Raw genomic sequence first — 24,211 nt, forward strand, 5'->3', positions numbered from 1 at the left:
AGAGTGAGGCGGAAACCGGGTGGGTCGAACTTGATGAGGTATGTGCCCTCCTGAGCTGGATCGCCGATCCGTTCCGCGTGGAAGACCCTCTCGTCGAGTCGGACATCATCGTCTTCATGCTCGGATCCTTCGACCGTTCATCGAAGGCCAAGGAACACGATCCGCAGGGGGCAGGCGGATCGAGATAGGGCCGTCAGCGGCCTCGGCTTACTTCACTCCGCTGACTTCTCGTGAATTGGCTGACTCGCGGGGCGAAGGTAGAATGAGAAGAAGGCTTGCGCCCGAAAGCTCACGTTGTGGAGATTCTGCTATGCCTGCACTTTCAAGAGAAGCAGCAGCCGAGAAGCTGGCCAGGCGAGTGGAAACGGCCAAGCCATCCGACCTTCCGGAAATCTATGCCGAGATCTTCCCCGAGAAGACCTCAGCCGACACGCCGGTCGCGAGCGATATCGCCAGGCATATTCGGAGCAGCTTGGAGGCGGAAGAGATCGTTGATCTGTGGAACGTTGTCTTCCCGGAAGATCGCAACGTGTGGTACGACGAGGAATCAAAATCGATCCACTACAACGAGGAGATGGTCGGATACGTGGATTGACGGAGTGGCCAACCTGATTTCTTCGTTCGGAGCCTCGCGTTGCCAGCGACCGCGCTTCAGCATTTCGAGGAGGACATCGCCCGGGCCCGCGCGATCCACGCCCATGCGGACCCACTTCCACACACGAATGCCGCCGAGCAATTGTTGCGTTCCGACCTTTTGCGCAGCTCTTGGATGTTCGCTGTTGGCGCAATGGATGCCTATTTCTGCGACGCTTACACCGATGTCGTCGCCGCGATGGCCATATCGAAGAGCCGACAGGCCGCGATCACCCTTCCGGAATGGGCGTATGACATCAAGATCCCGATCAGGGCGGTCCTCGAGCATTACGACTACACGAATTGGCGGTGGAGGATGGCCGCCCGGAAGATGATGGAGCGAGAAAACGTCATCAGCCTTGTTGCGATCCAAAAGCTCTTTAATAAGTTTTTTTCGCCCTGGTCACAAATTCATCGGCGATCTCTTCGACGCATGCATTGCGCGGGCGGATTCCAAGATCAGGCTGTTCGGCGTATCGCGCGCCGACTATATGACCATGAATCCTGGCGACAAGAACAATGCGAGGAAAGCTGCGATCGACCAGTTCGAGGAAAGGTTCAGGTCGATCTTTCAGAGACGGCACGACTGCATCCACAATTGTGATCAACCTCGCGTTTCCCCCCAGGTCTTGGACAAGGGCGGGACTGTGCTGAAGGTCATCCAAGACGTCGATTACTTCGTGCGACGCTGCGACGAGCACATCAATTCTGAGTGCCGCGAGTTCCTTCTGGGTGTTGGTTGCAACGCCGCCACAATCGCCCAGGCCGGCTACTGAGGCCAAGGGACATTCGATACGCCTCTGTGCGAAGAAGGGCGAGGAGCCCAATATGCCTCCGATTTCAAGGTCTACGCAGTTGTTCACGTGAAGGACGCCGGAACTCCCGTTGCGGTGGTTGCCACGATCCAGCCCGCTGGGCTGAAAGTCCTCCGAGCGGAGTGGTAACTATTCCACCGCTCGGATCCTTCCCCCGTGGCGTTCGACGCAACCGGTGACAGTTCTCCGCGTACGCGATTACGTGCGAGTTCACGAGGCCTGGAGGATCACCGTAGTGACCAGCGTGTACCACACGACCCGCACACACTGGCTCATTCGGAGGGGGCTTTACGCGGCCATAACATTGAGGTTCGCATGACGGCCTCGGATTCGCACTTCAACGAAGCTGACTGAAACCTATGCAAAGACGGGATGAATTTGTAGCGTTTGGAAGGTTTGAAGATGCTTTACTGTAGGAACTATTCTTCGCTTCGACACTCGAGTCGACTGGGAAATGGAACGCCTGGGGTCGGAGCGAGGCGTGACGGACGCTGGAGTGAGGAGTCGCGATGCAGCCCTCCGCGATTGACCGACAATTCCCGACACTCGACCCACTCGCTCGGATTCTGCTCCGGCCTGTCGGCTTGGTCGGTCGGCGACTGTGCCGGACCCGCCTCTCGTTGCGAGTGCTGATGATTCTCGTGCTGGCCATCGGGACCGGGTTCGGTTGGATCGTACGAACCGCCCGAGACCAGCGTGATGCGGTCGCCGCGATCAGGAGCGTGAACGGCAGCGTCATCTACGACATCGACTGGCGAAACGCAACCTCTAATCCCTACCTGAGTTCGTGGAGTCCGCTGCAACTCTACGATGGGAAGATCGGCGACCACACTTGGCTGAAATGGGTGGTCGACCGCATCGGAATCGATTATTTCGGTAATGTTGTGTATGCGAGGCTCGTGGAGCGGAGAACGAGTGACAGGTCGAAGACCGACGACGCGTTGATGGCTCATATCGGGCGTCTCCGTCGGCTGAGGACGCTGAGACTCGACAATACCCAGGTGACCGAGGACGGCCTGATCCACCTCAAAGGGCTGACCGGCCTCGACTCACTGTCCCTTGCCTACACCCGGATTGATGATCGAGGCCTGGTCCACCTCAAAGGGCTGACCAGCCTCGACTCGCTGTCCCTTGCCCACACCCGGATTGATGATCGAGGCTTGACCCACCTCAAGGGGCTGACCGGCCTTCGCTCTCTGTCCCTCGACAACACCCGGGTCAGCGATCGAGGCTTGACCCACCTCATGGGGCTGACCGGTCTTCAAACGCTGTCCCTCGACAACACCCGGGTCAGCGATCGAGGCCTGGTCCACCTTGAAGAGTTAAACTGGCTCGGGTCCCTTTACATCAACAACACCAATCTCACCGATGACGGGGTCGGTGAATTGAAGTGGGCTCTGCCGAGGGTTCAGATCGTCCGCAATCAATAGAGACACCGCGGCTTTGCCGTGGGCCACGACCTGGGAATTGAGTCGACAGCTTGGCTGTCGACCCGACGCGTCTGTGCCCACATTAGCGACTACATAGGCATTCATTCTGATAGGTGAGACCGTGCCTCTCATGGTTTGCCAGGCCGATGCTTGCCTTGTTCAACGGGTAACCCAGGGGAGGCATAACAACGGCGGAAGCCGCCATGATTCACGGTCGGAACGGATTGGCTTTGTGCTTTGAGTGGCCTTGAGCCCGTATCAGAAGGAATCGGCGCTGATGACCTCGCCGCCTCCAACCGTACCCAGGGCTCGCCATGTCCAGCCATTGATCGTGCTCTTGACGAAGCGGACCGAACCGTCGCCGAGCAGTGCGTTCACGCCGCCGGAATGGTAACTTCGGGCGGTGACAGCGGCGAACGACGGCCTGCCGAGCTTCTCGCGGCTGCTATTGATATCGACGTCGGGGTATGTCTTTCCCCCGGATTTGCCAGGGGTCGCCTTGTTCGGCGGCCAGGCGGTGGTCATCCCGTTGTGGTGCACGCCCGACTCGAACCACTGGGTCCGTCCCTCAGCTTCGCGGACCGCACAGCCGCCGGAGCCGTTGTACTCGGGAGCGACTGTGGCCGGGTCCGCATCGGGGGGCGGGGGGGCGTTCATATTGGTCGCGGTGAACGAAGAGCAGTCCCTGAAGTAGGTGAGATAACCCTTCCCCTCGGACATGAAGAGGGTGTTGCTCAGGCCATCGGTGAATTCCGCGAACGAGCGGCTTTGGTTCACACCGAACGTGCCGCGATTCTTGCTGGTGCTCCCGATCCCACCCCAGACAAACCAGTCTCCCTCGAAGAAGCCGTAATTGGCGATCCCGTATTGGCCCCCCGCGGCGAGGGCCCGCGCCACGGGCTGCGTCTCGCTCGGGCAGATGAAGACCGAGATCACCTGGCGGACGACCGTGTCGTTGGGCGGGGTCTGCATGTCGACCATGAAGTTGGCCGCGTTGTAAGTGTTCCCCCCTTCGATGTAGGGCAGCAGGCGGGAATAGGCCCCGAAGCTGTTCGTCCAGGTGACCGTCGTTCCACTCCCGGCGATCACCAGTGCTGGAGGCAAGGCACTGGCCGCCTGTTCGTAATTGTGCAGCGCCAGGCCGAGTTGCTTCAGGTTATTCACGCATTGCATCCGCCGGGCAGCTTCGCGCGCGGCCTGGACTGCGGGCAACAACAGGGCGATCAGGACGGCGATGATCGCGATGACGACGAGGAGTTCGATCAGGGTGAAACCGTTGCGTTTCATTGGGGCGGGGACCTGGTGGGAGGAAGGTCGGGACATGCCATGTACGCATGGTCGTCGTCGACCACCGGCTCCCCCTACCAATGCAATCGAAGTGCCGTTGCTATCGCCCAGACTCAAAACCTCTGTATGAAACAGCTTATGGTGTTTGGGGGAGATCGTGTTAGGGGAATTCAGGGCCAACGATTGTCCTTGGGTGGCGAATTTTTCACCACGGCCCCAAACTCCAACTTCCTCCGAAAAGGAGAGCCGCGTTTTTGAAACCGTGGGGTGTCAAACGCTGCAATCCTAATCCCGTTGAACGTCCGGTTCCGGGACTCCTCCTCCCAAGAAACCAATCCCGCTCAAAGGCGAGAATCGCAAATGTCGTCGAGTCCCCTTCCTTGTATTCCTCAGACTTGCGCTAACCCCATCGAGATTTGGCCGGGCCGGTGCGCGGCTCTTCGTCGATGCACGACTGCTGTCATTCAATCGACTTGCGACTATAGTGAATGATCGGGGGTACTTGCGGATCCGGATGGGAACTGTGTCGGCCTGGGGGCGAACGATGAAGCCATTGCCATTTCTGATCGGTGCGGTCGGTCTCGTGCTCGGCGGGTTGTGGGCGGTGGCGGCGGACTCGCCAGAACGCGAAATTCCTGCGCCTTTTGTGCCGTTCGAGCACATGATCGGGAGTTGGAAAGGCACAGCGGTCCCGTTCGCGAATCGACTGAAGGGCTGGTCGGAAACTCACATGTGGGCCTGGAGGTTCTCCAAGGGCCAGCCTGTCGGCATGAGCCTGGAATTCACCGGCGACAAGTCGCTGGCCAAGGCCCAGCTCAGTTATGTGGACGACGCCAAGCAATATCGCCTCGAAGGGACCGATCCGGAAGGGAAGGCGATCGTGTTTGTCGGGGCCATGGATAAGGCGGGCCGCGCCTTGGTGCTTGGCCGCGTCGGCTCGGCGGGCCAGGGGAAGGATCGCATCACGATTCGCCCCAACACGAATCTGATTCGCTACACGATGGACTTCGAGCATCAAGAGACAGGCGCTCCGCAGTACGCGAAGGTGATCGAGGTGGGGCTGACGAAGGCGGGGGTTTCGTTCGCCGCGGGGGGAGAATCCGCCGACCTGCCCAAGTGCATCCTCACCGGCGGAGCCTCCACGATGTCGGTGACCTACCAGGGCAAGTCCTACCCGATCTGTTGCTCCGGTTGCCGTGACGAATTTAACGAGGACCCGGAGAAATACGTCAAAAAGGCGTCCCTCATGACCTCGCCGGGTGGGAGCAAGACCTCCACCAAGCCCGCGTCCAAGGTCGGTCGGGACGATGGTTCCTTCGATGGCCTGGACGATGAGATCCAACCCAAGAAGGGGAAGAGCAAGGTCTCCGAAAAATCGGCGGGAGCCGCGGCCAAGGACAAATCCGCCGACGACAAGCCGGCTCCGTCGAAGCCCACCCCGAAAGTCTCGAAGGCGGCGTCGCAACTTCGCCTGGCTCAGAACCTCGAAAAGTCGGGGAAGACGAAGGCGGCGTTGCAGTATTATCGCGAACTTGTGAAAGACTACGCCGGGACACCCGAGGCGAAGACCGCCGCGGAGCGGATCAAGGCGTTGGCGGGAGACTGAGCGGAGGTCTCTCACCAACATTGACGCGGGCCGAAGGCTGGGAGAACGCGGAACTTGTGCGGAGAGCGGCCTCAGCCTTCGACGGTTCGCGGGGCAATCCGGATGTCGAGTCCGACCCGGGTAGTGCGGATCTCCCAGTCATCCCGGTCCCACCCATCAATGATCCCCGAGGCTTCGAGGCGGTCGAACATCTGCTCGACGTAGGTGGGGACCCGGTCCTCGTACTCGGCCACGAGGTCGAGCTTCCGGCCGAGCAGGTTGAGGAGGCCTCGAATCGTCGACGGGCCCTTCTCGGCGATCCGTTTCTGGCCCTCGGGAGAAGCGGGGTCGGGACCATCTAACGTCAACTGCATCGAACGAATCAGCTTGCCGAACTGGCCGAACCAGGAGTCGCGAAACCCGAAGTAATCCTTGTGGACGATCTGGATCTCGCCATTGCGGACGAGTGCGGCCTGGTAGACCGACTCGAGGAAGTTTTCGCCGTAGTCGGTCTGGAAGGCGATGTTGACGGCCTTGGCCAGGTGCTGCAGAGCGCCTTTGATCCCAATGACGTCGGGGTCGACCTGCAGCGACAGGTCGCGGAGTCCCCCCGCTCGACGCGCGGTGACGGTTCCGCCACTCCCCCCCTCAACGGCCACGCCCAGGCCCAGATCCCCCGAACCTGACACGGACGGAGTGATCGACGGGATCGAGGGGAGCGGTACGGCGGCGGTAGCCCGACGAGCGGTCGACGGCGCCGGAGCTGGTACTGGAGCCGGAGCAGTCGTGGTGGAAGGCCGTTTCGGTCCCTTGGGCGGAGGCTGCGAGGGCATGCGACAACTCCGAAGTCGGGGCTCGTTCGTGGAAAAAAAAGACCAACGCGGACATCATAGCCTGCCGGTCGCCGACAGACGACGACTGGCTCGCTTATCGATCCGGCCCGCGTTCGGTTGATGGTGGCGAAGACGAGGGAGGAACCTCGCGCCAGCGCTGTCGACGCCGTTCGAGGAGCCGCGTGATGAACGCGTCATACTCCGTGTCAGGTCGGCGCCGTTTGGGGTCCCATCGCCGCCCTTTCTCCCAGTTGCAACGGCCATGGACCACGCCGAGGTTTTCCGGTTCCTCGGTACCGCCTCGGGCCCGGGCACGAATATGCTCAAGCGTCGCCCCTTCGCCGGTTGCGGCGTCGAAGGCAATTGGGCCGTTGCAGATCAAGCACTTGCCGACCCAGTTCGCCCCTCTCCGCGCGAAGGAAGTGTCGGTCTCGGCCACCCGTACGATCTTCTCGGCGGTCGTCATCGATTGGCGGTCGCTCCCTTTTTTTTGATTCGAGCCCCTGTCTGTGGGCCGATTTGAATTGGGAAACGAGGGAATTCTTCCGGCGGACAGTCGGTTTGACCCGTCGTGAGAGCGGACTTTATCACACGAGAAATCAGGCGGTTCATTCTAGGAAGAGCGCCGCTCGCGGTCTCCAAAATTTGATTCGCCAGCGGCGGGAACTTCGGGCTATGATCGGGCCTGCCTCGCCGGAACCGTCGACGGCGAGGCCCCAGATCGATCGCCCTCGAGCCCGAAAGGTGCCGCCGTGTCGCCATCGTCTCAGCCCGCGTTTCCTCCCCTGTCGCTGGGGGTTTGCAGTTGGAGCTTGCAGGTAAAGAGCATCGCCGAGTTGAAAAAATTACTCGGCGATCTGGGTGTCAACGTGGCCCAGTTGGCTTGCGGCGACCCCCACCATGCCAACTGGGATGAGGGAGACGCCATGCCCGAGGCGGCGAAAGCCTCGGGGATCGTGATGACTGGTGCGATGCTCGGGTTCCCCGGCGAAGATTACACCACGCCGCAGACCATCAAGGAGACCGGTGGTTTCGGCAATCCGGCCGATCGTCAGGCCCGGCTGGAACGGCTCCGATGGGCGCTCGATCGCACGCTGGAGCTGGGGCTGACCGACCTGATGCTCCACGCCGGCTTCTTACCCGAGGTCGATGATCCGGGCCGCTCGGCGATGCTCGACACCTTGAGCCAGGCCGGCCAGCTCGCGGCCGAGAAGGGGATTACGCTCGCGTTTGAGACCGGACAGGAGACCGCCTCGCTTTTGCGGCGCACTCTGGACGACCTGAAGGCGCCTAACCTCAAGGTCAATTTCGACCCCGCCAACATGCTTCTCTACGACATGGGCGATCCGATCCAGGCCGTCGAAATCCTCGGCCCGGACATCCGCAGCGTCCACGTCAAGGATGCCCGGCGGCCCAAGGTCCGCGGCCAATGGGGCGAGGAAGTGCCCTTGGGCCAGGGCGAAGTCGACATCCCCCGATTCATCAAGACGTTGAAGGCGGTGGGCTATACCGGCCCCCTCGTCGTCGAGCGTGAAGTGGGCGACCAGAGCGGGCGAATTCGCGACGTTGCCCAGGGCCTGGCTTTGCTCCGCGAATGCCTGGCTGGATGATCAGGACATCGCTTGTCTCAATGGGGCATTCGATGGCCCATGATTTGCACTAGGATTCCTGATGTCGCTGAGGAGAAATCCTCAAAGTTTCGGTCGGCAATCTACTGAGGAGAGTTTCCATGTCGCTCAAGCAATGGAGTCTGGCTATTCCGTTCGTAGGCTGTGTTCTGGCTGCCTCAACCTGTCTTGCACAGGTGCCGGCCACGGGGGAAAAGCCGACCCCGCCCGTGGGTGAGAGGGTGGGAGAGAAGGTGGATAGCGCCGTCCAGAGCCTCAAGAAAGGTGTGAGCTCCGCGGGCGATGCGATTCGCGACCAGTACGAGAAGGCTCGTGCCGGAGTCCACAATATGAGCGTGGCGGCCCGAGTTTACGGTCGCCTGCACTGGGACAAGGCGCTCGTGAATTCCAAGGTCGAGATCGACGTCCAGAAGGGTGGCGTTGCGGTCTTGACCGGATCGGTGGAGGACTCCGTGGCCCGCGTCAAGGCGGTCCAACTGACCCAGGACACTGTCGGAGTGACCAAGGTCATCGATCAGCTTGTGGTGTTGACCACCGCGACGGGGACCGTGCCGGCCCGTGTGATTCCCGCCAAGCCCTGATATCGGGGCACCTTGGCATTCCGGAAATGAAATTGGTTAGGGCTTGCCACCAAGGGCCGCCACTCCTCGCAACGGGATGGCGGCCCGGTCCGTTGGCCCGTTGCGACCCGTCCTGGGACGGTTCGCCGCCTAGCCAATGACCGAATTGACCACATCGACGAGTTCGCGACCGCCCTCGGTCAGACCATAAATGTTCTGCTTCCCCCGGCGTTTCGGCTCAATCAGGCGACCGTGCCGGAGCAGGGCCAGATGGTGGCTGACCGCTGGCTGGCTCTGCGTGCCCAACTCGGCGCAAAGCTCGGAGACATTCCGGTCTTGCTCGTTCAAAAGCATCAATACTTGCAGCCGTGTGGGGTCGGAGGCCTGCTTGAGCAAGTCCGCCACACGCCTGATCTTGGCGGAAGGCCGCGGGAAGCGGGGGCTTTTGACGTTTTCGGAGCTGCGGAAACCTTGGGCGAAGTGGGGGGCATAAAACTCCTTAAGCCATTGGTGACGTTCAAGACTCGAGCGAGTTTTGTGGGGATGGGCCAGTCTGCGCTCGCGTGAAGCCCCGGTCCGTGGGGCTATGGTCACAGCCTCGGGTATATTTAGGAACATGCCTGATGACGTCAACCCCTTCCCTGTGAGAATTCGCAGGGTTTCTTGTTTGTATGAATCAGAATAAATTGTTGAGAGTGCCGGCGGATTCTGTTTGTGGTGGGATGGGATTCGATGGCGTGTCAATCGGGCTGGGGGTTGTGGATTTACGCTTGCCGCATGGGCGAGTCAGCCGTTAGAGTAGGCGGATTGAATTGGGGACAGTTTCCCGTTACGGTCGCCGCCGCCGGGGCTGGGCCGGGCCGGGCGGCGTTCTTCTTGCGCTGAGAGTTCCGTCTGATGTCCGTGCTCACCACCATGACGCAGACCGACCTGGCTTATCAACAGTGCATCAACCCGGCTTGCCGGGCGACATATGCGGTTGACCAGACGATTTTCGCCTGCCCCTCGTGCGGCGACTTGCTGGACGTCGTTTACGATTGGGATCGGCTCCCGGTCCCGAGCCGGCTGAACGAGTTCGAAGCCAAGTGGTCGACCCGGCTCGACCCGCTCAACTTCTCGGGAGTTTGGCGGTTCCGCGAGTTGCTCCCGTTTGCTCCTCGCGAGATGGTGGTGACCGTTGGTGAGGGGCAGACCCTGCTCCAGACGGCCGACAAGGTCGCCCAGTACGTCGGGATGACGGCCGGTAACTTGAAGCTTCAGTATGAGGGGATGAACCCGTCCGGAAGCTTCAAAGACAATGGCATGACCGCCGCCTTCACCCATGCTCGGATGGTTGGTGCGCGGCGCGTGGCCTGTGCCTCGACGGGCAATACCTCGGCGGCCCTGGCGGTCTATTGCTCGGCCACCGACTTCGGTTTCAAGGCGATCATCTTCATCGGCTCGGGAAAGATTGCCTACGGCAAGCTCGCGCAGGCCCTCGACCATGGTGCATTGACCATCCAGATTGTCGGTGACTTCGACGACGCGATGCATCGCGTCCGCCAGGTTTCCGACCGGCTGGGTATCTACTTGATGAATTCGGTCAATCCGTTCCGCCTCGAGGGTCAGAAGACGATCATGTACCGGGTCCTCGAGGGGCTCGGCTGGGAAGTTCCCGACTGGATCGTCGTCCCGGGAGGCAACCTGGGCAATTCGAGCGCCTTCGGCAAGGCGTTCATCGAGCTGAAGCACCTGGGCCTGATCGATCGCGTCCCGCGTCTGGCCGTGATCAACGCGGCGGGGGCCAGGACCCTGGAGTACCTGGTCAGCGAGCACAACCTGGCCTGGTGCAATGGCCTCCCTGATATGGCGGCGAGCCAGACCTATTATGACGAGCTCGACGCCAAGCACTTGAAGGCGTCGACGATTGCCTCGGCCATCGAGATCAATCGCCCGGTCAACCTTAAAAAGTGCCTCCGGGCGCTCGACTTCTGCCAGGGGGTCGTCCGCCAGGTGAGCGACCAGGAGATCATGGACGCCAAGGCGCGGGTCGGCTCGGGAGGCCTTGGGTGCGAACCGGCCAGTGCGGCGAGCGTGGCGGGGGCGAAGAAGCTCCGCGAAGAGGGGATCATCGCCCCGTCCGACCGGGTTGTCTGCATCCTCACCGGCCACCAGCTCAAGGATCCGACGGCGACGGTCGCCTATCACGGCACCGACCAAGAGAACTTCGAGAAGGTGCTCGGCAGCCGAGGCGTCCATCGCGCCGGGTTTGCGAATCGGCCGGTCGTGGTTCCCAACGACCTCGACGATATCATCCGGACGATCGCGCTTTACTCCGACTCAGGGCCGGCCGGCGAAGCGGGGAAGTGACCGAGGAGACCGCTGAACGATCAGCGGTTTTCATACGCCGCTGAATCGATGAGCACCTGCCTTTCCTTCGCCGTGTGCGACGCAAGGGGAGATCGCTCGAGATTCGGCCAAGGATCTCGAGCTGAGCCGTGGCTCCGCGCTCACTACGGACGCTCAGCGGGCAATCGGGGTAGATGCCTGGACGCTTGCGAATCACCTCTCGTTCGTCGAGTGTGCGGATCACCGGCCTGTCGTGCGAGGACGAAGACTTCGGCATCGGACCTATTAAGATGCTTGTGGCCTTGAGCTGGCTCTGTTTGAGAAGTTGGATCTGGGCAGTCCGCATTGCATAGGAAAGAATCGGTTCGACAGTAAAACGCTTTGCGTCCTGCCCCTTCGGTCATTTCTCAAGCAGAGTCTACAGTGTCGTCTCGTCGGCCGTCACTTGTTTCCGCTTCAACGAGCAGGTCGAGACGTTTCATCTCGAGTCTCACTCGTTCGGAGAGAGTGGCTGAAATTGGGTCGAGAGTCAGGAAAATTCGCTCGCCCTGATCCGAAGGCCAGGCGACGAGTTTGACCGCGATCGTCTCATCGTCGGCCCGCAAGAGGAACCGTCCCTCTCGGCGCGGGCGAGGTTGCCCATCGATCTGGCTCGCCAGGCGGTGGATCCAGGCCGCCAGGCGATGGCGGAACGAGGCGAGGCTGGTCATCGCCTCGAATTCGCGGACCATGGATCGCCAGACAGGCCAGGGGGGTGGAGGGTCGAGTTCCCAGAGCTTGCCATCGATCTCAGTGAACATTCTCAGAAAAGTACCGGATTTACCTCCGCTTTCCCCATGGTACGGCTCGAATTGGATTGCCGTTCCGCGATCCTTGACTGTGGACATGAGCACAAGGTAAATAAGTTTAAGATGCCCGTATAGTTTCTGATAATTGGAGTTGCCGATGATGTCGATCACACTGGTTCCGTCGACGTCGCGATAGAGGGGCGATGATTTCGTGGATTGGTTCAGAATAATGCAGATGGATGCAATCGATTCTTTCATGGTGGCGGTTTTTATGCTCGTCGTCGATTTTCGGAGCGGCGCGGTCCGCAATCGAATTTGGTTTTGAAACCTCGATGAGTTGCAGCATCTCTGATTGGACTCTGCATCACCAGTCCCCCCTTTGGGGGCAGCGTCAAGAGTCTCTATCTACGCTATCATGATTGCGGTTTCGTGCTTACTGCTCACCTTTGGAAGGCGAGCGAAGACTAACACCCAAGGGACGACGCCGATCGTGGTTCCCTGGATTTCGCTCGCCTGGAAGGCGAGCGGGGAGCGTGAGTTCCCTGTCTTTGGGCCTTTGCATGGGCTGGCTCGTTTGACTCCGTGGCAATGGACCCGGGCGGAAAACCGGGTAGCGTGGCGACAGTGTCCTGGAACCGAGCCATTCCCAATCCTTGGGATGATGGCTCAACAATGGATCACGGCCAGCTTATTCCTGTCGCCCATTCCATGCCAGACACCCTGATCGTCGAGCCCCGTCGCTCTGAGAGCTTCGGCCTGCTACGATGTGCGGGGCGTGGCCGTGGAGCCCCTTTCTGTTCACTCTGGCTGACATGTTGAGGTCGTGATGTCGATGTTCCCGATGTTGGTCGCCGTGACGTTGCTGACGCTGCCCACTCCCGCCGAGGACGAGCGTCGTGATGACGGCCCCTTCGCTCAACGGGGTTACTACATCACATTTATGAGGATGCCGACCTACGACCTCGCCGACTGGAAGCGCATTGTGGACGGCATCCACGACGACGGCGGCAACACGCTTCTGCTCTGGGTCGCCGGGGCGTTCCGCAGCGAGAAATACCCGGTCACCTGGAAGTACAACGCCGAGCACGAGAACATCCGGCACGATTTCGTGCGTGAATTGATCGATCACGCCCACACAAAGGGGATCAAGGTGCAGCTCGGCTTCACGCCGTTCGGCTACGACGGAGTGAACCAGTACCCGCTGGAGCACCCCGAACTCAAGGCGATCGGCAAGGATGGCAAGCCGGTGGCCCCCTTCGGCATCGGCTGCTGGGGCTATAACCTCTGCCCCTCGAGGCCCGAGTCGCAACGGTTCATGCTGGAGTACGTGCGGGAGATGACCGCCCGCTACTCGAATGCCGACGGCCTGATGATCGAGTCGTCCGACTACGCCGTCTGCCACTGCAAGGACTGCGGCGAGCGCTTCTTCGAGAAGGAGTTCGCGTTCGTGCGGCAGATCTCGGAGGAGGTCTGGGCGAGGAAGCCCGAGGCGACGGTCATGGTCTACCCGCATTACTTCAGCGGGGCCGTTGTGCCTGGCCTCGGCGTCAACGCGGCGAGGCTCCCCTTCGACTCGCGGTGGACCCTGATCTTCACCCCGCACAGCGCCCACCCTGAGCCGTCCCTGATCAGGCGGGCCAAGGGACGCCTGTGGTGGGACGACTCACCTGCCCGGAGGGGACCGGAAGAGATCCGGGCCAATGCCCAGCGTGCGAGGCGGGAGGAAATGACCGGGTATGTCCCCTCGTTGGAGGCGTTCACGTTCGTCGCCACCGTGGCCGAGGAGGGGCAGTCGTGGCTCAAGGGGCGGCGTCAGGTCCCCCTGGGGTTCGGCTGGCTGGACCCTGGCGATCCGCCCTATGACGAGTTGCTGATGCGAGTCAACCGGATCGCCTACCGGGAGTTCAGCCGCAATCCCGATCTGGAGATTGAGCGATACAGGGAAATCCTTGGCCGAGAGGTCTTCGGGGGCACATCGACTCCGCAAGCGGTCGATGACCTCCTGGAGCTTCAGTCCGTCTTCGCCGCAGAGCGGACGTGGTGCCAGCCGTCGCCCCTGACCTGCCCGGAGCGTGTGCGGGCCATGAAGGCTGACGGGACGATGACGCCCGCGAAGCGTCGTGAGTATCGGGCGGCATTGGATCGGATTCACGCGGTCGAGGCACGCTATCAGGAGCCGAAATCGGACGGGGAGCGGGAACTCCGTCGCATCGCCCGCTGGGTGCTCGATCGATGGGGGGACGAGGACCGAAAACTCCTGGAGGCCGATCGCTGACCAAGTTCCTGGGGCAAGACCGTCACGGTCGTGACGCTGAGATCGACGGTGAGTCCCATACGATCCGGGTGAGACTCTCGGCGAACACCGTCACCCGGGTTCCTACCTCACTCGGGCCAGCCTCCAGGGAGCGAGTCGCCTATGAGGAAGAGGAGCCTGCCTTGCCTGTTCAGTTGACCTTGCGTCCCCATTCGAGAGGTCACTCGAAGTCTTCTGTGTCCGATGACATCGCTCGGATCGGAAGATACCAGAAGAGGGCGATCTCCGTGGTTGCTTCGTCCAGACCCCGATAAAGGTGTCGGTCGAATCCCCCGAGTTCAAACCCATATTTCTCGTAAAAGATGCAAGCTGGGACGTTGTTGCTTTGCGTTTCGAGCCTGATCCCAGGCAACCCTCGCTCAGTCGCCCAGGCGATTGCGCGATCCATCAATGCCCGACCGATTCCCGCCCGTCGACAGCGTGCGTCCACTGTGATGTCTTCGATCCAGGCGTAGCGGTTCCACCCCTCTGACAAGACGATCCGCCCCACGACCGTGCCGTCGAGAAAGGCGAGGAAAACCGCCTCGTCGGGGCCATGTCGGTGGTAGTCGGACACACCGTCGTCGGCATAAGATTTCACGTACGGAGTGACCGGGACAACCTCATAATGGATGACGCCATCCTCGGCGAAGACTCTCAGCTCGGACTCCACCAGGTACGAATCATCGAGTTTGCGAGCATCCCCGACGGTCAGCTCGTCAGGTGCTTTAATCACCAGATCCATCGTAGAATCCCTCTTGATTGAGCGGGTTGGCCTTCGTCGAGCGTGCCGCAATGGGGGGCGTTCGTGCTGATGTCGTCCAAGCCGTTTCGCTCGTCGATCTATGTTGAACTTCCGACACAATATAATATGAAATATTGATATGGTTTTGTGTGATGAGGCTGCTGGTCGTCTTGGTGCTGGCTCGATCGCGTTGATGGGAAAGGATTCGGAACTTGGGCCTGATCCGGTCGCTCGAGAACCCGCAATTACCACGGTGCCAAACGGGCCAGCCCATGCGAAGCCCAAAACAGGAGCTCACGCTCCCGCTCGCCTTTAAGAGGCGAGCGAAATCCATGGCACCACGATCGCGTTGATCTCGCTCGCCTTCCAAAGGCGAGCGGGAGCGTGAGCTCCTGTCTTTGGGCTGACGAAGAGCCCCGGTAACGTGGCAACAGTCTCCGGAAGGAAGCTACAGAATTTTCGGAGGCGTGTCGTTTTTATGTTTGCGCAATTCCGATGTTTCGATGAGCTGAAGCATCTCTGTCTGGACTCGATGGGAAAGGCTCGCAGAAGCTGGGGGCATCGTCAACTCGATGTGCTCGCCCAGGGCGGAGGGCCATGCGACCAGTTCGACCTTCGTTGTCTCGTCGCCGACGTGTAAGTGAAAGTGCCCCTCTCGATGTGGAAGTGGCTGTCCGTCAATCCGATGCGCCAACTTGTGGAGCCAGGCCGCAAGGCGATGACGGAACGAAATCAGGCCGGCGATTGCTTCGAATTCTTGAACCATCAAGGGCCAGATCTCGCCTGGAGGAGGACAAGATCATAGGACTTGCCGTCGACTTCATACGTTATCTTCAAGTCGATCGCCGATTCATCCCCCGGGTCTTTCGATCGGCAGGGCTCGAACAAGATTTGTGACCCTCGGTCTTTGACCGTGAGCATGATGATCTTGAGGATCAGGACGCGATGCCACGGCAGGTCGATATATTGGGAAAAATCAGGGATGACGATCACGCTCATCCCGTGAATTCGGTGAAAGAGCGGCGCCCATTTCACCGAGGCTGTCATCAATTTGTCCCGATGCGAATACTCGGCTTGGGTTGCGGCTTCGAGCTCTGGGGATTCTTCCATCGCGATCACTCGGCGTTGCCCGCGATTCGGTGGATTGCGAGTTCGAAGCCGCATGGCTCACGCCGACGGCAAGAACTGCAACTCGGCGATTGAGAAGTCGTCCATGTACTCGTCCGAGCCGCCGAGGACCTTGGTGTACTCGATCAGCCGATCCATGCTGGTCTGCTCGCCCGTCAGGGGCGCTTCGCCCATGAATTTAATGAAGTCGGTATAGGGCCAGGTGGAACCGTCGGAGCGTTCGACCTCGAAGACGCCGTCGCTGTAGAGCGAGAGCATGCCGAAGGCTTCAACCTGGCAGCTTGAGGTTCGATATTCGAGGTCGGGGACCGCGCCCACCATCGGGCCGTCTGACTCGAGCATGAGGAGCTTGGCTTCTTCGACCGTGGGGCCGGTGCGGAGCAAGGCCGCCGGGTGGCCGCCGCCGGCGTATTCGATCTGGCGGGTCGACTTGTGATAGATCCCGTACCAGATGGTGAAGAAGAGGCCGTTTTGCTGGTCCATCTGGAAGGCGCGGTTGAGCGCGGTGAGAACCTGTCCCGGGTTGCGGAAGTCGGTCTGCGGGAGTGACTGCGAACGCAGGGCGTTCAAGGCGGAGACGGAGAGCAGGGCCGCACCGACGCCGTGGCCGCTGACGTCGAGCAGATAGAAGGCGAAGTGCTCGTCGTCGAGCCAGTCGTAACCGAACGTGTCACCTCCCAGGTCGGCGGACGGGATGAAGCGCCAGTCGGCCCGAATCACCCCTTTTTTGAGCTTCTCCGGGAGGAGCGATTGCACATACTTGGCAGCTTCGGCCACATCCTTGGCCATGACCCGCTGGCTCTCCTGAAGCGCTTTATAGGCCTCATTGCGCTGGAGCAGGTTGATATAGCCCTTGGAGTGGTAGCGGATCCGGGCTAGCAACTCCAGGCGGTCCGGTAGCTTGACGATGTAGTCGTTGGCCCCGAGTGCGAACGCCTCGGCCTTGATCGTTGGCTCTTCCTTGGTAGAAAGCACGATCATGGGCGTCTCGCGGGTCGCCTCGGTTTCACGGAACTTCTTGACGAGCGTCAGGCCATCGATTTCCGGCATGACCAGGTCCTGAAGGATCACGGTGGGCGAGACCTTGATCGCTTCCTCGACGGCTCGGGTCGCATCCTTACAGTAGTGGAAGACGATGTCCTGCTCGCTGGCGAGCATTCGTCGCACGGCCTCGCCGATCATAGGTTGGTCGTCGATCAAGAGGACCGTGATCTGGTGTTGCGTCAGGCCGGGTTCCACGCGATGCCCTTCGGTAAAAATAAGAATTCGTTGATTTTTTGGAGGGTCTGGTCGGACGGTTCATGAAGTTTGTGAGCGGCGCAGGTGTTCGACGATGCCTTTGCCGATGCGTTCGATCGGAAGAACCTCGATGGCGGCACCCACCTCAGCGGCTGCGCGAGGCATGCCCCAGACGATGCTGGTGGCTTGATCTTGCGCGATGGTGAACCACTTGGCTTGGCGGAGTTTCAGCAAGCCCTTGGCCCCGTCACGTCCCATGCCGGTCAGGACGGCCGCGATCCCCGGCCTGGGCCAGTGGGTGGCCACGCAATTGAAGAAGACGTCGACGGAGGGCCGGTAGCTGAGGGCGATCGGCTCGGGGGTGTAACGGAGCCGATGACTCGAGTCCATGGTGAGGTGGTCGTTGGTCGCGGCCAGAAGAATTTGCCCCTTGCCGGGGCGGTCGCCCGGCTGGATCAAATCGACACGCCGGCCGGTCTTTTCACCGAGCCAGGTCGCAAGCCCAGGGGCGAAGGCCGAGTCCACATGCTGAACGATGATCGTGCAGGCGTCTCTCTGCACCGGGAGGTCGGCAAGGATCTGGGCCAGGGCATTGGGGCCTCCCGTGGACGAGCCGATGAGGATGAGCGGGCCGTTCCAGGGCAACGGCTGGATCGGGATGTCGGCCGAGGAGCCGAACTCCCCCGACTTGCCGATCAATTTGGCGATGATGGCGATCTTCTCGATCAGCGGGGTCGCGCCCGCAACCTCTCCGCGCGGGCCGAGCGTGGGGGTGTCGACGGTGTCGAGAGCCCCATGACCCATGGCGTCGAAGACCCGGCCCATGTGGCCGCTGACCGTCGCCGTAACGACGAGGATCGGGCAGGGGGTCTCGGCCATGATCCGGCGGGTCGCCTCGACGCCGTCGATCCCGGGCATGACCAGGTCCATCAGGATCAGGTCGGGGAGGTCGAGCCGGGCTTTTTCGATCGCCTCGGACCCGTCGCCAGCCATCCAGACGACCTGATGTCCCGGCACGGAAAGCACGGCACGCCGAAGCGCTTCGCGGGCCATGCCCAGATCGTTGACGATCCCGATCCTCATTCCAAGGCCTCGCCGACCAGGTCGACCACCGTGTCAAGGAACGTCCGGTCGTGAAAGCTGCTCTTGGTCAGGTAACAGTTGGCTCCGGCGTCCAGGCCGCGCATTCGGTCTTCCTCGCGATCTTTGTAGGAGACGATCACGACGGGTATCCCCTTGAGTCGAGCGTCTGACTTGATGTGCTGGACAAGTTGGATCCCATCCATCCGGGGCATGTCCACGTCGCTGATCACTAGATGATAGTCTCCCCCACGGACGGTGTTCCAGCCATCAACGCCATCGACGGCGACATCCACGACGTAACCTCGGCTCTCCAGGAGTTGCCGCTCCAGTTCGCGGACGGTGATCGAGTCGTCGACGACGAGGATGCGCTTCGGTCCGCGCCTCAAGGATTGCTCCGCGGCTTCGGCCACTCGGTTGAGCCGGCGGCCCCCGAGCAGGTTGTCGATCGAGCGGACCATGTCCTCGACGTCGATGAGCAGGACCGGCCAGCCATCCTCGAGCACAGAGGCACTGTTGATGTTGGGAACTCGTCCCAGCCGCGCGTCGAGGGGGCGAACTTCCAGGTCACGCTCGCCGAGGAACTCGTCGACCACCACTCCAAACCGATGGCTTCGGTCGCTGGCGACCACCACGGAGAGAAAGTCGTTGGCCGTTTCCACCGGGGGAAAATTCAGCACCTGCGTGGCTTCGACCAGACCGACCGGTTGGTCGTCCATCGCGAAATGTTGGCGTCCCTCAAGGATTTGAACCTCGGATCTGGGAACCCGCAAGATCCGGTCGATCCGATTGAGCGGGAACGCATAAGGCTCGCCGGCGATCTGCACCAGGAGGGCGCGGATGACCGACATCGTGATCGGCAACTGAAGGGAGAAGCGGGTCCCCTTGCCGACCTGTGAACTGACGCGAACGATTCCGCCGACCGCCTTGACCATGTTTTGCACGACGTCGAGGCCGACGCCACGCCCGGAAAGTTCGGTCACGGCGTCCTTGGTCGAGAAGCCGGGGAGGAAGAGGAATTCGAGCAATTCCGGCTCGGTCAGTTGCTCGGCCATCCGGGCGCCGACGAGTCCGCGCTCGACCACTTTGAGGCGCAGTCGCTCGGGATCGATGCCCTGGCCGTCGTCGGTGAGGGTGATTTGGAGCATCCCGGCGCGGTGTCGGGCTTCCATCCGGATCGTGCCCACCTGGTCCTTGCCGGCGGCCAACCGTTGGTCGGGGAACTCGATGGCGTGATCCAGTGCGTTGCGGATCAAGTGATTGAGCGGGGCCTCGAGCTTGTCGAGGATGTCGCGGTCGACCCCCGTGGTCTCGCCGAGAACCTCGAACCGGACCGACTTTCCCAGTTGCCTGGCCACGTCACGGACCATCCGGGGGAACCCGCGCACGCCGTCCGCCATCGGCCGCATTCGGCTGGTGAGGACTTCGTGGTGGAGCCTGCCTGAAAGATCCTCGCTCCGTCTCGCGATTTCCTCGAACTCCTCCATCTTCTTGCCGAGCCCCTGGAGGCACTCGTTCGCCTGCAACTTGGCCTTCGCCAGAACCTCGGCGAGCACGGCCGGATCCAGGCCCCGTCCCGATTCGCGCCGGTCTTCGAGCGACTGGATCGTCTCCAGCAGGGCGGTCTGACGGCCCTTGAGCGTCAGCAGGGACGTGACGAACGGACGAAGCTGACGCGTCTGGACCAGCGATTCCCCCGCCAGACCCATCAGTCGAGTCAGGCTCTCCGCGGTCACGCGGACGACACGTTCCGCCTGTTCCGGCGCAGCGAGAGGTGTTCGCTCCACCTTCACGGGAGACTCGGACTTCGGCTTTGAGGAAGAGACGCTTTTTGTGGGAGCCGCCGGAGGCTTCGAAGTTTGGACCGAGGGGGCAGCAGTTTGAGACGCGGCCACCACGGGAGTTGGCGCCTCGGGGGCGATCGGACCTGCGGCGGCTTTCCCGGTCAGGATCGAGTTCAGGTCGGCTTCCATCCCTGCGATCGTCTCTTCATGGGCCGTTTCCCATTCATTGAGTTGATCTTCGGGGACGAGGGCCGTCTGGCTGAGGAGGTCGACGGCGCGGAGGAGGATGTCGATGTGATGAGGAAGGATCTTGATTTTGCCATGCTGGGCCGCGACGAGGCAGTCCTCCATGGCATGGGCGACCCGCACGGCGGCGTTGACGCCGACGATTCGCGCGGCCCCTTTGAGGGAGTGAGCGGCGCGCATGAGAGGTTCGAAGACGGCCGATGAGCCGTCGGAAGTTTCGACGGCGAGGAGTCCTTCGGAGAGGATGGCCGTCTGGCTGTCCGCTTCGGTGCGGAACAGCTCTATCATCGAGAAGCCGCTGAGGTCGTCGCTCGCCGCTTTTGGCTTTGTTGCGAGTGGTTCGAGGAGCGGGGCCGGCTCGACCTTTGGCTCGGCGACTGGAGGAGCAGGCGTAGGGGTCGGGGGAGCCTCGCCGGTCAGGATCGAGGTCAGGTCGGCTTCCATCCCTGCGATCGTCTCTTCATGGGCCGTTTCCCATTCATTGAGCTGATCTTCGGGGACGAGGGCCGTCTGGCTGAGGAGGTCGACGGCGCGGAGGAGGATGTCGATGTGATGAGGAAGGATCTTGATTTTGCCATGCTGGGCCGCGACGAGGCAGTCCTCCATGGCATGGGCGACCCGCACGGCAGCGTTGACGCCGACGATCCGCGCGGCCCCTTTGAGGGAGTGTGCGGCGCGCATGAGAGGTTCGAAGACGGCCGATGAGCCGTCGGAGGTTTCGACGGCGAGGAGTCCTTCGGAGAGGATGGCCGTCTGGCTGTCCGCTTCGGTGCGGAACAGCTCTATCATCGAGAAGCCGCTGAGGTCGTCGCTCGCCGCTTTTGGCTTTGTTGCGAGTGGTTCGAGGAGCGGGGCCGGCGCGACCTTTGGCTCGGCGACTGGAGGAGCAGGCGTAGGGGGCGGGGGAGCCTCGCCGGTCAGGATCGAGGTCAGGTCGGCTTCCATCCCTGCGATCGTCTCTTCATGGGCTGTTTCCCACTCATTGAGCTGATCTTCGGGGACGAGGGCCGTCTGGCTGAGGAGGTCGACGGCGCGGAGGAGGATGTCGATGTGATGAGGAAGGATCTTGATTTTGCCATGCTGGGCCGCGACGAGGCAGTCCTCCATGGCATGGGCGACCCGCACGGCAGCGTTGACGCCGACGATCCGCGCGGCCCCTTTGAGGGAGTGTGCGGCGCGCATGAGAGGTTCGAAGACGGCCGATGAGCCGTCGGAAGTTTCGACGGCGAGGAGTCCTTCAGAGAGGATGGCCGTCTGGCTGTCCGCTTCGGTGCGGAACAGCTCCATCATTGAGAAGCCGCTGAGGTCGTCGCTCACTTCCCCAGGCTCCGTAGCGCCGCGAAGACGCGTTGATCGTCGAGATAGCCAATACTATGGCCGTGCCAGGTGAACAAGGCCTGGCTGAAGCTGGTGGACGGGTTGGCCAGGGTCGCGGGGACGTTGCGTAGTCCTCCGCGAGGGAGGCGATGGATTCCGGGAACCTCGTCGGCCGGGAAGGCCCAGGTCTCGGAATCCTTCTGGATGACGATGAGCCTCGGTTGGTTGCCCGCTCGGCCTTCCTGGGCTCGGGTCTTGGCGTCCTCGGGGAGGGGATCAACCCCCAGCAACTCATGAAGCGAGATACAGATTTGCAACTGGCCGCGGAGGTTCACCAGCCCATCGATGACGCCATTCGAGCGATGGGGGATTCGGTGGACTGGGCGGGGGCTGGTCACTTCCGCGACGGCCCTCGTCCCGAGCGCCAACCATTCGCCATGGAGCCGGAAGATCAAGAGGCTGACATCGTCGGTGCTGGTTTGCGTCGTCGGTTCGGCGAGGATTTTCGTCCATTCGGCCAGGTACCCGGATGGGGCGGGTCGATCGAAGAAACTTCGCGCGGCCGAAGAGAAGACCGGGCAGTTTCGACAGTGAATGTGCGTCTCGAGCTCGGGGCAGGTCCGATCACCGGCAACACCGATCCGGTTCCAGCAATCGTCGACCGTTTGTGCGATGGGCAGGCTGAGGTTCATTGGACCCCTTTCCGTGCGAGTGCACGTTCCGCCCGACGACGATAGCCGATCGCCGAAGTCTCATCGCCGCGTCGCTGGGCGAGCAGGGCCAGGGCCAGCAACGCTTCGTCGTGCTGGGCATCGAGATAGACCGCTTTTTGAAACGAGGACTCAGCCGCGCTTCGGTCGCCGGCGGCCTGGCGGACCATTCCGAGGAGGAAGTAGGCCCGGGCCGTTGGTCCGGATTCACGCATCGCCTGTTCGCAGAGAGCGGCCGCCTCGTCGTACCGGCCCTGGTCGGCCCGCTCGGCAGCCTGGTCCAGGAGCGGCGATGGGGCCGAACTCTTGACGATGGCCGGAGTGGGTGCTGCCTGGCTCGTCGGCCGGATTTCGGAGGCCTGAAGGCGACTGCGATTGGCCTCGGAAGTGTTGAGGCGTGTTATCGGTCGCGCCGGTTCCGTTCGCGAGGGAGGCTCGATGGATTTCCAACGGACCGGCGAGGGCAGGCTCGCCGGAGCCCGCCGGTAGGCGAAGGTTCCTTTGTCTCCCACAGGGCAGAGCCGAGCTCCCGCGAGATCGAGGCGATCGGCATGCCCCAAGAAAAGCAGACCCGAACCCGCCAGCAGCCGAAGTAGATTTGTCCACGCTTGCGTGCGTGCTTCGTCCGTAAAATAGATCAGGAGATTGCGACAAAAGACGATGTCATAGGCCGGCTCGTTCGCGAGCAGTCCCGGATCGAGGAGATTTCCCTGGATCAAGCGGACCGCGTTCCGCACCGAGGCGTCGAGCTCGAAGCGGCCGTTCTGTTCCTTGAAATGGCGGGAGCGAAACGCAAGATCCGCTCCGCGGAACGCGTTTCGACCATAGATCGCCAGGCGTGCCCGCGCCAGCGAGCGAGCGCTCACATCCACGGCGTCGACGCGGAATCGGGTCGATGGCAGGCCGGCGTCTCGTAGCGCCATGGCGATGGAGTAGGGCTCTTCCCCGGCCGCACAGGGGAGGCTCAGAACGCGGAGCGGCGGGCGATCAGGTTCGGCCAGCCATGTGGAGCGGACGTGGTCCTGGAGGTACGTGAACGGGCGGTCGTCCCGGAAGAACCAGCTCTCGGGGACGACGACCTCTTCAATCAAGGCCTGGAACTCCTCGCCCGAGCGGATCAGATGACGCTCATATTCTTTCGCATCGCTCAGGCCGAGTGCGGACATCCTTGCCTCGAGCCCGCGACTGACCAGGCTGGATCCGACCGATTCGGGGTCGAGTCCAATTCGCTCGGTCAGCAGTTCATCGATGCTCCGCGTCCCGCTCATTGGGCCTCCGCAGGAAGGCCGAAGATTCCTTCACGGAGCGACTTCGGCAAGACCTTATCGACCGAGATGACCTGGACGAGTCCCATGTCTGTCCGCACGACGGTCCCAAGATAGGGGGCCTGCTCCAGGTTCATGGCAGCCAGGACGACCTGGTCATCCTTGACCACCATGACGTCACTCACGTTTTCGGCGACCAGGCCGATCAGCCGTTCGCCATGACTGCCCGGTTCATCGACCAGGATGACACGAGTATGGAGTCGCTCGAGGCAGGCGGTGGAACCGAGGAGAATTCCGAGGTCGATCACGGGAACGGCCTTCCCGCGGTAGTTGAACAGTCCGGCCAACGCTTCCGGGGCATGAGGGATCGACCGAAGCTCAATTCTCGGCACGACTTCGACGACGCGCTCGGCGGCCACGGCGTACAGGTCGTGAGAAACCCGGAACGTCAAGAGTAGCATAAGAACCGCCTCGGGAGCATCGTTCCGGTCCGCCTGGCCTGAAAGGGTTTCAAAAC

At 61.7% G+C, this 24,211-nt stretch carries 21 protein-coding genes; 8 read left to right on the plus strand and 13 right to left on the minus strand.

The features are described from left to right. The first annotated feature begins 310 nt into the window (after positions 1-310). From V5E97_RS11735 to V5E97_RS11745, 3 genes are all read left to right on the plus strand, one after another. Entirely contained in the window at positions 311-595 is a 285-nt protein-coding gene (locus tag V5E97_RS11735; RefSeq protein ID WP_406699506.1) for a hypothetical protein, read from the plus strand. A gap of 39 nt (positions 596-634) precedes the next feature. After that, positions 635-1,237 carry a hypothetical protein gene (locus V5E97_RS11740; RefSeq protein WP_406699507.1) on the plus strand — a complete coding sequence of 201 codons (603 nt, stop codon included), beginning with the start codon at positions 635-637 and terminating at the stop codon, positions 1,235-1,237. 720 nt (positions 1,238-1,957) lie between these two features. Then, positions 1,958-2,878: a leucine-rich repeat domain-containing protein gene (locus V5E97_RS11745; RefSeq protein WP_406699508.1), complete on the plus strand. Its 921-nt coding sequence runs from the start codon at positions 1,958-1,960 to the stop codon at positions 2,876-2,878. A gap of 258 nt (positions 2,879-3,136) precedes the next feature. On the opposite strand, the gene V5E97_RS11750 is transcribed toward V5E97_RS11745, so the two are convergent. Next, positions 3,137-4,165, minus strand: coding sequence for a DUF1559 family PulG-like putative transporter (locus V5E97_RS11750; protein ID WP_406699509.1), 1,029 nt, complete (start codon positions 4,163-4,165; stop codon positions 3,137-3,139). Between the two features lie 544 nt (positions 4,166-4,709). On the opposite strand from V5E97_RS11750, the gene V5E97_RS11755 reads away from it, so the two are divergent. After that, entirely contained in the window at positions 4,710-5,771 is a 1,062-nt protein-coding gene (locus V5E97_RS11755; protein WP_406699510.1) for a YHS domain-containing protein, read from the plus strand. Between the two features lie 71 nt (positions 5,772-5,842). On the opposite strand, the gene V5E97_RS11760 is transcribed toward V5E97_RS11755, so the two are convergent. Both V5E97_RS11760 and V5E97_RS11765 read right to left on the minus strand, forming a co-directional pair. Continuing rightward, positions 5,843-6,583 carry a hypothetical protein gene (locus tag V5E97_RS11760; RefSeq protein WP_406699511.1) on the minus strand — a complete coding sequence of 247 codons (741 nt, stop codon included), beginning with the start codon at positions 6,581-6,583 and terminating at the stop codon, positions 5,843-5,845. A gap of 94 nt (positions 6,584-6,677) precedes the next feature. Continuing rightward, a complete protein-coding gene (locus tag V5E97_RS11765) occupies positions 6,678-7,049 on the minus strand; it encodes an HNH endonuclease (protein ID WP_406699512.1) in 372 nt (123 codons plus the stop codon). Between the two features lie 286 nt (positions 7,050-7,335). Here V5E97_RS11765 and V5E97_RS11770 point away from each other — a divergent pair, with 286 nt between their 5' ends. Both V5E97_RS11770 and V5E97_RS11775 read left to right on the plus strand, forming a co-directional pair. Then, on the plus strand, positions 7,336-8,193 hold the full coding sequence (locus tag V5E97_RS11770) for a sugar phosphate isomerase/epimerase family protein (RefSeq protein ID WP_406699513.1): 858 nt from the start codon (positions 7,336-7,338) through the stop codon (positions 8,191-8,193). A 119-nt stretch (positions 8,194-8,312) separates the two neighbouring features. Next, a complete protein-coding gene (locus V5E97_RS11775) occupies positions 8,313-8,792 on the plus strand; it encodes a BON domain-containing protein (RefSeq protein ID WP_406699514.1) in 480 nt (159 codons plus the stop codon). A 129-nt stretch (positions 8,793-8,921) separates the two neighbouring features. Here the strand turns inward: V5E97_RS11775 and V5E97_RS11780 are convergent, their stop codons facing one another. Continuing rightward, positions 8,922-9,176, minus strand: a complete 255-nt coding sequence (locus V5E97_RS11780; RefSeq protein WP_406699515.1) for an ArsR/SmtB family transcription factor — start codon at positions 9,174-9,176, stop codon at positions 8,922-8,924. 492 nt (positions 9,177-9,668) lie between these two features. On the opposite strand from V5E97_RS11780, the gene thrC reads away from it, so the two are divergent. Continuing rightward, positions 9,669-11,120, plus strand: a complete 1,452-nt coding sequence (thrC, locus tag V5E97_RS11785; protein WP_406699516.1) for a threonine synthase — start codon at positions 9,669-9,671, stop codon at positions 11,118-11,120. Between the two features lie 386 nt (positions 11,121-11,506). Here thrC and V5E97_RS11790 read toward each other — a convergent pair whose 3' ends face one another. Then, positions 11,507-12,145, minus strand: coding sequence for a hypothetical protein (locus V5E97_RS11790; RefSeq protein WP_406699517.1), 639 nt, complete (start codon positions 12,143-12,145; stop codon positions 11,507-11,509). A 568-nt stretch (positions 12,146-12,713) separates the two neighbouring features. Here V5E97_RS11790 and V5E97_RS11795 point away from each other — a divergent pair. Then, positions 12,714-14,162 (plus strand): hypothetical protein, encoded by a 1,449-nt coding sequence (locus V5E97_RS11795; RefSeq protein WP_406699518.1) that lies wholly within the window; start codon positions 12,714-12,716, stop codon positions 14,160-14,162. Between the two features lie 199 nt (positions 14,163-14,361). Here V5E97_RS11795 and V5E97_RS11800 read toward each other — a convergent pair whose 3' ends face one another. The 8 genes from V5E97_RS11800 to V5E97_RS11835 form a co-directional block, all read right to left on the minus strand. After that, the gene (locus V5E97_RS11800) at positions 14,362-14,925 is read right to left on the minus strand and encodes a GNAT family N-acetyltransferase (protein ID WP_406699519.1); all 564 of its coding nucleotides are present in this window, start codon (positions 14,923-14,925) and stop codon (positions 14,362-14,364) included. A gap of 765 nt (positions 14,926-15,690) precedes the next feature. Next, the gene (locus tag V5E97_RS11805) at positions 15,691-16,035 is read right to left on the minus strand and encodes a hypothetical protein (RefSeq protein ID WP_406699520.1); all 345 of its coding nucleotides are present in this window, start codon (positions 16,033-16,035) and stop codon (positions 15,691-15,693) included. A gap of 57 nt (positions 16,036-16,092) precedes the next feature. Further along, on the minus strand, positions 16,093-17,292 hold the full coding sequence (locus tag V5E97_RS11810; protein WP_406699521.1) for a SpoIIE family protein phosphatase: 1,200 nt from the start codon (positions 17,290-17,292) through the stop codon (positions 16,093-16,095). A 60-nt stretch (positions 17,293-17,352) separates the two neighbouring features. Then, positions 17,353-18,375: a chemotaxis-specific protein-glutamate methyltransferase CheB gene (gene cheB, locus V5E97_RS11815; RefSeq protein WP_406699522.1), complete on the minus strand. Its 1,023-nt coding sequence runs from the start codon at positions 18,373-18,375 to the stop codon at positions 17,353-17,355. Beyond that, on the minus strand, positions 18,372-21,719 hold the full coding sequence (locus tag V5E97_RS11820) for an Hpt domain-containing protein (RefSeq protein WP_406699523.1): 3,348 nt from the start codon (positions 21,717-21,719) through the stop codon (positions 18,372-18,374). Before V5E97_RS11820 ends, cheB begins: the two co-directional genes overlap by 4 nt. Further along, positions 21,716-22,411 carry a chemotaxis protein CheW gene (locus V5E97_RS11825; protein ID WP_406699524.1) on the minus strand — a complete coding sequence of 232 codons (696 nt, stop codon included), beginning with the start codon at positions 22,409-22,411 and terminating at the stop codon, positions 21,716-21,718. Before V5E97_RS11825 ends, V5E97_RS11820 begins: the two co-directional genes overlap by 4 nt. Continuing rightward, on the minus strand, positions 22,408-23,697 hold the full coding sequence (locus V5E97_RS11830; RefSeq protein ID WP_406699525.1) for a CheR family methyltransferase: 1,290 nt from the start codon (positions 23,695-23,697) through the stop codon (positions 22,408-22,410). Before V5E97_RS11830 ends, V5E97_RS11825 begins: the two co-directional genes overlap by 4 nt. Then, positions 23,694-24,155 (minus strand): chemotaxis protein CheW, encoded by a 462-nt coding sequence (locus V5E97_RS11835; RefSeq protein WP_406699526.1) that lies wholly within the window; start codon positions 24,153-24,155, stop codon positions 23,694-23,696. The genes V5E97_RS11830 and V5E97_RS11835 overlap by 4 nt, the downstream gene beginning before the upstream one ends. Positions 24,156-24,211 lie beyond the last annotated feature (56 nt).

The sequence above is a fragment of the Singulisphaera photorubra genome (assembly GCF_045290345.1).
Taxonomy (GTDB): Bacteria; Planctomycetota; Planctomycetia; order Isosphaerales; family Isosphaeraceae; genus Singulisphaera.